The following is an 8,216-nucleotide window of genomic DNA, read 5'->3' on the forward strand; positions in this document are numbered from 1 at the left end:
AGCGCGGGCGGACAGCGCGGGCGGACCAGGGTGGCGGCGCGGACGGGCGGCGCGGCGAGCCGGTGCGGGCGGGTGGCGCAGCCGGGTGGCGCAGCCGGGTGGCGCGGGCGGCGCGGCGCGGGCGGGTGGTTGGCGGCGGTCCGGGTGACGGACGGGACGGGCCACGTTCACGGACTGGCCGTGTTGCGGGTGTGGGCCGCAGCGGTTAGGGTCGACCGGGCGAACCGACGCTCTTTCGACGAATTCGTCGATCCATGTCGGTGTTCTGCCCCTCATCCCCCGTTCGAGAACCACACCCGGACCGGCCGTGCGAAGGCCGGACGCTTCCCGACCTCGCTCGTAGGAACCCGCGTCACGGGTTTTACACAGGGTGCTCCATGCCTATGCACAGCATGTGGACAACTCTGTGGACAACTCGTGAGAGAGTAAGTCTTCCGCGTCGCGGCCGTGCCATGTGAGGCCGATCGCGTCCTGTGGGAGTACCGGGGCAGTCAGGTACTCCGTCGGACGGAGGGGGAGAGGGGACCTTGCGCATGGACGGTCAGGATCTCGGATCAGTCTGGGCCCGTACCCTCACCGCGCTGTCCGAGAGCGATCTGTCTCCGAGCTACCGCGCATGGCTGCCGATGGTCCGTCCGCTGGCGCTGGTGGAGGGGACGGCACTCCTCGCGGCGCCGAACGAGTTCGCCAAGGACGCGCTGGAGACGCGGCTGCGCAACCTCATCACGCAGGCCCTTTCGCACGAGCTGGGCAGGGAGATCCGGGTCGCGGTGACCGTCCAGCCGGAGCCGCCCCTGTCGTCGGGCACCGGTCCGGGCCCTGGGCCTGGAGGGGCGTCCAGGCCGGGCGTGGGTGAGCCGCTGGCCGCGCCGATCCCAGGGGCCGGAGCAGGGCTGGGGATGCACGAACCCGCTCCTTCTTATGGCGACTCCTACTCCGAACGGCCGCACGACGACCGGGACAGAGACCGTGACCGGGAAAGGGACCGGGATCGTCCCTACACAGACCAGCCCTACGGCGAGCCGTCAGACCGTCCGTACCCGGAGCAGCCGTACAGCGACCCGGGGTACCGGCCGCAGTCGGGAGTTACCCACAGCCCGGGTTCGCCCGGAAGTTATCCACAGGCTCCGGATGACGAGCGTGGAAACTATCCGCCCGCTCCCCGTCCGCCCGCTTACGGCCCAGGCTCAACGCCAGGGCCAGGGCCAGGGCCGGGGCCTGGGCCAGGACCAGGGCCGGGTGGACGCGGCCCAGGCCCGTTCGAGGGACGAGGCCCGCAAGGCTATCCGGGGCATGGCGCACCGGAGGGATTCAGTGGAGAGCCCCCAGGACGGGCCTCGCACTCGCATCTGAACGACCGCACGCTCGGACGCCCGCGTCCGGGGGGTCGTGCAGAGCCACAGGGTCGCGAACCCCAGCACGGCGGGAACGAGCCATCGCTGGGGCACACAGAGAACACGTTCCAGGGCGCGGACTCGTCCTTCACCGGTGGAGAGCAGCCGTACGCGAGGCCCGAACAGTACGGCAGCGGTGGCGCCAGCGAGCAGTACGGCGGAGGCGGAGGCGGAGGCACCGATCAGTACGGTGCCGGTCCCGAACAGTACGGCGGAGGCGGAGGCGCAGTCGCCGAGCAGTATGGCGCCGGGGGTGAGCCGTATCGCGGCGAAGAGCCTTACCGCGAGAGCGCGTTCCGCGACGACGAGCCTCCCGACTCCCGCGGCCCCACCGGCCCCGGCCCCGGCCCCGGCACTGCTGGCCATGGCCCCGGCGGCCCCGGCGGCCCTGCCGCCCCGGCGCCCGCGGGAGGGGCGGCGGGCACCGCGGGTTCTGGCGCGTCCGAGCACGCCCGCCTGAACCCCAAGTACACGTTCGAGACGTTCGTCATCGGCTCGTCCAACAGGTTTGCCCACGCGGCCGCCGTAGCGGTCGCCGAACAACCGGCCAAGGCGTACAACCCGCTGTTCGTCTACGGCGACTCCGGCCTGGGCAAGACGCACCTTCTCCACGCGATCGGGCATTACGCGCAGAGCCTTTTCAATGGGGCGCGCGTCCGTTATGTGAGTTCGGAAGAGTTCACGAACGACTTCATCAACTCGATTCGCGACGGAAAGGCCGACGGGTTCCGCCGCCGCTACCGCGACGTCGACATCCTCCTCGTCGACGACATCCAGTTCCTTGAGGGCAAGGAGCAGACGCAGGAGGAGTTCTTCCACACGTTCAACACGCTCCACAACGCCAGCAAGCAGATCGTGATCTCCAGCGACCGTCCGCCCAAGGAACTGGTCACGCTGGAGGACCGGCTGCGCAACCGGTTCGAGTGGGGGTTGACGACCGACGTGCAGCCGCCCGAGCTGGAGACGCGCATCGCGATCCTGCAGAAGAAGGCGCGCCAGGAGGGCCTCGCCGCGCCGCCGGACGTGCTGGAGTTCATCGCCTCGCAGATCGCGACGAACATCCGCGAGCTGGAGGGCGCGCTGATCCGGGTCACGGCGTTCGCGAGCCTGAACCGGCAGTCGGTGGACATGAAGCTCGCCGAGATCGTCCTGAAGGACCTCATCCCGAACGACTCCGGCCCGGAGATCACCGCCGCGATGATCATGGCGCAGACCGTCGAGTACTTCGGGACGACGATCGAGGACCTGTGCGGCCCGTCCCGCTCCCGGATGCTCGTCACCGCCAGGCAGATCGCGATGTACCTGTGCCGGGAGCTGACGGAACTGTCCCTGCCCAAGATCGGCCAGCAGTTCGGCGGACGCGACCACACCACGGTCATGCACGCCGAACGCAAGATCAGGTCGTTGATGGCCGAGCGCCGCGCCATCTACAACCAGGTCACGGAGCTGACCGGGCGCATCAAGCATCAGGCCCGCAAGCGCTGATCGCCGCTTTGTGCACAGTGTGGACAGACCCGTACGACGCCTGTGGACGGGTCGCGCGCGCCTCGTCCACACCCGGTCCGGCGGACGGAAGCGGCGAAAGGCACGTCTCACCCGAGAACCGGAATCGCTACTCACAAGTTGTGGAAAACTCTGGGGATTTTCGTGGATAACCCGGTGGGCAACCGTTGGAGAACCTGAGGATGAACAGTGGACGGATGTGGACCCGCGCCCCACGAGCTCCCGGCGTCCTGGGGAAAACCAGTGGACGACTTGGGGAGGACCTGGGGAGAGCCTGGGGACGGGACTGTGGGCCAACCCGGCGATCACCCGTTTGGTGTACACAGGCCGCCGAAACGTACGGCATACCCGTGGAGAACTCGTGGAAAACCGGGGGATGACATGAGGATGACGTGTGGGGACGATTTCGCCGTCCCCAGGCGCCGCCGCGCCGTCCACCTCCGATGCACAGCACCGGTGGACAGAGAAACCCGTCCTCACCTGGGAAAACGTCGTCTGTCCACACTATCCACGGCCCCTATTACTAGTACTGCACTACTTCTCTACTCAAGAAAAGATCCATCTCAAGTCAGGGCCTGGGGACAACCCGACCCGAGCGCCCCGGCCGTGCCAGGATCAGCTCACCCTTGTCCGACACCTGCAGGAGGCGGGTCCACTTGAAGTTCCGCATCGACAGAGACGCCCTGGCCGACGCCGTCGCCTGGACCGCGCGTACGCTCCCCGTCCGGCCCCCGGTGCCCGTGCTCGCGGGCATGCACATCGTCGCCGGAGGCGAAGACACCGCCGACGGAGGCGGGGAGAACAGCGACCGGCTGAAACTGTCCGCGTTCGACTACGAGGTCTCCGCCCAGGTCTCCACGGACATCGACGTGGAGGAGGCGGGGACGGCCCTGGTGTCCGGACGGCTCCTCGCCGAGATCTCGCGCAGCCTCCCTCCCCACCCTGTGGAGGTGACGACGGACGGCGCGAAGGTGATGCTCCGCTGCGGCAGCGCGAAATTCACACTTCTCACCATGCCTGTGGAGGACTACCCCACGCTCCCGGAGATGCCTCCGGCCGCTGGATCCGTGGGCAGCGACGAGTTCGCCGCGGCCGTCGGGCAGGTGGCGATCGCCGCGGGCAAGGACGACACGATCCCCATGCTGACGGGCGTCCGTGTGGAGATCGAGGGCGAGACCGTGACGCTGGCGTCCACGGACCGCTACCGCCTCGCCGTCCGCGAGCTGCACTGGAAACCGGAGCGGCCGGACTTCTCCGCCGTCGCGCTCGTCCCCGCCAAGACGCTCGCCGACACCGCCAAGTCGCTGACGGCGGGCGCGGAGGTGTCGATCGCGCTCGGCGGGACGGGCGGCACCGGCGATGGCATGATCGGTTTCGAGGGCGGCGGGCGGCGCACGACGTCACGCCTGCTGGACGGCGACTTCGTCAAGTACCGGTCGCTGCTGCCGAGCGAGTACGCGGGCCTCGCCGAGATCCCGACGGCCCAGTTCATCGAGGCCGTCAAACGCGTCTCCCTCGTCGCCGAGCGCAACACCCCTGTGCGGCTCTCGTTCAGCCAGGGCGAGGTCGTCCTGGAGGCTGGGACCGGGGACGAGGCCCAGGCCGTGGAGGCCCTGGAGGCGTCCCTGGAGGGCGACGACATCGACATCGCGTTCAACCCCGCGTTCCTCCTCGACGGGCTCACCGCGATCGGCTCCGACGTCGCGCGGCTCTCCTTCACGACCCCGACGAAGCCGGCCGTCCTCACCGGCAAGCCCCCGCAGGACGGCGAGAACCCGAACTACCGTTACCTGATCATGCCCGTCAGGCTGTCCGGGTGAGGCTTGCGAGCCTTTCGCCCAAGGCCCCGTCACGCCGGATGAAAGGCTCACCCCAGGGCATGCACAGCCCTGAGCCCCGCTTGGGGTCTGCCCAAGGCTCGCCTGGGCCGGGCCCAAGCAAGTACCAGGGCCTGCTTGGGCCCGCTTAGGGCGGTGCCTGGGCCTGCCTGGGTCTCGCTAGGCCTGCCTGGGTCTCGCTAGGCCTGCCTGGGGAGGACGTTCCGCGGGGGAGCCGCCCTCGCGGCCGCGCACGCACGGACAGCTACGCACAGGGGAGTTTTCATGGAGCTTGGGATCATCGGCCTGGGCAAGATGGGCGGCAACATGGCCGAGCGGCTGCGCCGGGGCGGCCACACGATCGTCGGCTACGACCGCGATCCCGATGTCACCGACGTCGGCTCGGTCGAGGAGCTCGTCGAACGGCTGTCCCCGCCGCGCGCCGTGTGGGTGATGGTGCCCGCGGGCCGGCCCACGGAGGACACCGTCCGCAAGCTGGGCGAGGTCCTTCAGCCCGGCGACATCGTCGTCGACGGCGGCAATTCACACTATGTGGACGACCAGAAGCACGGTGAACAGCTCGCCGCCAAGGGCATCGGGTTCGTCGACTGCGGTGTGAGCGGCGGAGTGTGGGGCCTGCAGAACGGCTACGCGCTGATGGTCGGCGGCGACGACGACAACGTGAAACGCCTGATGCCCGTCTTCGAGACGCTCAAGCCGGAGGGCGAATTCGGGTTCGTCCACTCGGGCAAGGTCGGCGCCGGGCACTTCGTGAAGATGGTCCACAACGGCATCGAGTACGCGATGATGCAGGCCTTCGGCGAGGGGTTCGAGCTCATCGAGGCCAGCGACCTCGTGACCAAGGTGCCGGAGACATTCCTGAGCTGGCAGGAGGGCACGGTCATCCGGTCCTGGCTGCTGGACCTGCTGAACCGCGCCCTCGCCGACGACCCCGAGCTGGACGACCTGCGCGGCTACGCCAACGACTCCGGAGAGGGCCGCTGGACGGTCCAGGCCGCCGTCGAGCACGCCGTCCCGCTGCCCGCGATCAGCGCCTCCCTCTTCGCCCGCTTCGCCTCCCGCCAGGACGACTCCCCCGCCATGCGCGTCGTCGCCGCCCTCCGCAACCAGTTCGGCGGCCACGCCGTCGAGGCGGTCGGCGACGGCAACTCCCCCGGCGCCGACGTCAATCCCCCGGCCGTCTGACCTCCGCCGAGTTATCCACATATTCACAGCCCGCCCCGCGCTCCCCCGCGATGCCCGACCCTGGAAGAGGTCGGACGCGAGGGCCAAGAACGCCCCGCAGACGACGAACCTGCGGGGCGCTCGCATGCCACCACGCATCGGCTCCCGACCAGCCCTTCGTCGACCTGCGTCCGACAAGACCGGCCACGAAAGGAGGTGCCAATGCCGTCCCCGCCGAACCGCCACCAGACCACTCCGCCCACCACCCACCCCCGACCGAGCCGACGACCGAGGATGTACCTGAGGGGACGCCTGATGATGTGGCTGCGGCTGTGCGGCGTCCATGGCGGCCAGAGAAGAATGCAAAGGCGCGACCACAGGAGCGTCGGCGCCTCCGACCTATTCAGTGTCCTGTGGGCTGGCAGGCGCGTTCTTGGGGTCGTGGTGGAGGCTCTACGCTCGTGTCTCGTGCACGTCGCCCACCTCTCCCTGCAGGACTTCCGTTCATATCCGGTCGCCGAGGTCGCGCTCGAACCGGGAGTTACGGCATTCGTGGGCCCGAACGGGCAGGGCAAGACGAACCTGGTAGAGGCCATCGGTTACGTCGCCTCGCACGGCAGCCACCGGGCCGCGACGGACGCGCCTCTCGTCCGGCATGGCGCGCCGCGCGCGATCGTCCGGGCCGGCTTGGTGAAGGACGACCGCAACGCACTGATCGAACTTGAGATCAACCCCGGGAAGGCGAACCGGGCGCGGCTCAACCGAGCCCCTGTCCCCAGGCCGCGCGAGATCCTGGGGATGCTGCGGACGGTCCTGTTCGCCCCGGAGGACCTCTCCCTGGTGAAGGGCGACCCGGGGGAGCGGCGCCGCTTCATGGACGAGCTGCTGACCGCCCGCGCTCCCCGCTTCGCCGGTGTCCGTTCCGACTACGACCGCGTCCTCAAGCAGCGCAACGCTCTGTTGAAATCGGCGGCCGCGCACCGGCGCTCCCCTGGCCCGGAGGTTCTCGCGACCCTGGACGTCTGGGACTCGCATCTCGCCCGCACCGGATCCGAACTGCTGGCTGCCCGGCTGGACCTCGTCGAGGCGCTCCGTCCACTCGCCGTCCGCGCCTACGCGGCCCTCGCACCGGGCAGCGTTGCGGCCGACCTGCACTACAAGAGCTCGCTGGGGGACGTCGAGTTGTCCACAGACCGTGGACAACTGGCCGACCAGCTGCTGGCCGCGGTAGGCGAGTCCCGAAAACAGGAGCTGGACCGCGGAGTGAGCCTCGTCGGGCCGCATCGGGACGAGCTCGTCCTGGGGCTGGGGGAGCTTCCGGCGCGCGGCTACGCCAGCCACGGCGAGTCGTGGTCGTTCGCGCTCGGACTGCGGCTCGCCGCGTTCGACCTGCTACGCGCGGATGGTGACGACCCGGTGCTGATCCTGGACGATGTGTTCGCCGAGCTCGACACAGGACGTCGCAGCAGGCTGGCGGAGACGGTCGCGGTGGCCGAGCAGGTGCTCATCACGGCCGCCGTCCCCGCCGATGTCCCTGCCGAATTGACAGGGGGTTCGTATACCGTCTCCGACGGCCAGATCGTCCGCGACTGACCGGGAAAGGGCGAGCGCGTGAACGACGATCCACAGGGTGTGCACAACTCCCCCGAGCCGGACGCCGAAGGCCCACCGGCCAAGTCGGGTATTGAGCTGGCCCGCGAGGCCCTCGCCCAAGCGAAGGCGGACGCGATAAAGCGCGGCACCGTCCCCGGACAGAACGGCAAGCGCAAGGGGACCGGACGGCTCGTCCGCGTGCGCGACCCCGGACGGGGCGGTGACCCCAAACTGTTCGGCGCGGCGATCCGCGACCTGATGGCGTCCCGCGGCTGGGAGCAGCGGGCCGCCGTCGGCGGCGTGTTCGGCAACTGGGCCGGAATCGTCGGCGCGGAACTCGCAGAACACACCCGCCCGGAACGCTTCGAGGACGGCGAACTCACCGTCGCCGCCGACTCGACGACATGGGCGACACAGCTGCGGCTGCTGTCGTCCAACCTCGTCCGGCGACTGAACGAGGAACTCGGCCACGGCACCGTCCGCCGCGTCAAGGTCGTAGGCCCCTCCTCCGGCCCCCGCCGCCCCGGCGCCTGGCGCACCCGCTAAACACGCACCTCGTGGCGTGGCGCGGCCGGTGGTGGCGTGGCGCGGCCGGTGGTGGCGTGGCGCGGCCGGTGGTGGCGTGGCGCGGCCGGTGGTGGCGTGGCGCGGCCGGTGGTGGCGTGGCGCGGCCGGTGGTGGCGTGGCGCGGCCGGTGGTGGCGTGGCGCGGCCGGTGGTGGCGT

General features: G+C 69.9%; 5 protein-coding genes. All 5 read left to right on the top strand.

The features are described from left to right. Positions 1-533 precede the first annotated feature (533 nt). The 5 genes from dnaA to ACH34T_RS38055 all read left to right on the top strand — a co-directional run bounded on the left by dnaA (position 534) and on the right by ACH34T_RS38055 (position 8,038). Positions 534-2,879: a chromosomal replication initiator protein DnaA gene (gene dnaA, locus ACH34T_RS38035; RefSeq protein WP_396025839.1), complete on the top strand. Its 2,346-nt coding sequence runs from the start codon at positions 534-536 to the stop codon at positions 2,877-2,879. A 674-nt stretch (positions 2,880-3,553) separates the two neighbouring features. Beyond that, a complete protein-coding gene (gene dnaN, locus ACH34T_RS38040; RefSeq protein ID WP_396025840.1) occupies positions 3,554-4,717 on the top strand; it encodes a DNA polymerase III subunit beta in 1,164 nt (387 codons plus the stop codon). A gap of 282 nt (positions 4,718-4,999) precedes the next feature. Then, positions 5,000-5,920: a phosphogluconate dehydrogenase (NAD(+)-dependent, decarboxylating) gene (gene gnd / locus ACH34T_RS38045; RefSeq protein ID WP_396025841.1), complete on the top strand. Its 921-nt coding sequence runs from the start codon at positions 5,000-5,002 to the stop codon at positions 5,918-5,920. A 447-nt stretch (positions 5,921-6,367) separates the two neighbouring features. Continuing rightward, positions 6,368-7,492 (top strand): DNA replication/repair protein RecF, encoded by a 1,125-nt coding sequence (gene recF, locus ACH34T_RS38050; protein WP_396025842.1) that lies wholly within the window; start codon positions 6,368-6,370, stop codon positions 7,490-7,492. A gap of 18 nt (positions 7,493-7,510) precedes the next feature. Beyond that, positions 7,511-8,038, top strand: coding sequence for a DUF721 domain-containing protein (locus ACH34T_RS38055; protein WP_396025843.1), 528 nt, complete (start codon positions 7,511-7,513; stop codon positions 8,036-8,038). Positions 8,039-8,216 lie beyond the last annotated feature (178 nt).

Source organism: Actinomadura sp. 9N215 (assembly GCF_044326345.1).
Lineage (GTDB): Bacteria > Actinomycetota > Actinomycetes > Streptosporangiales > Streptosporangiaceae > Spirillospora.

Excerpts from the sequence above, each read along its gene's own strand:
- dnaA (WP_396025839.1), top strand. The coding sequence starts at position 534 with ATGGACGGTCAGGATCTCGGATCAGTCTGGGCCCGTACCCTCACCGCG.
- gnd (WP_396025841.1), top strand. The coding sequence starts at position 5,000 with ATGGAGCTTGGGATCATCGGCCTGGGCAAGATGGGCGGCAACATGGCC.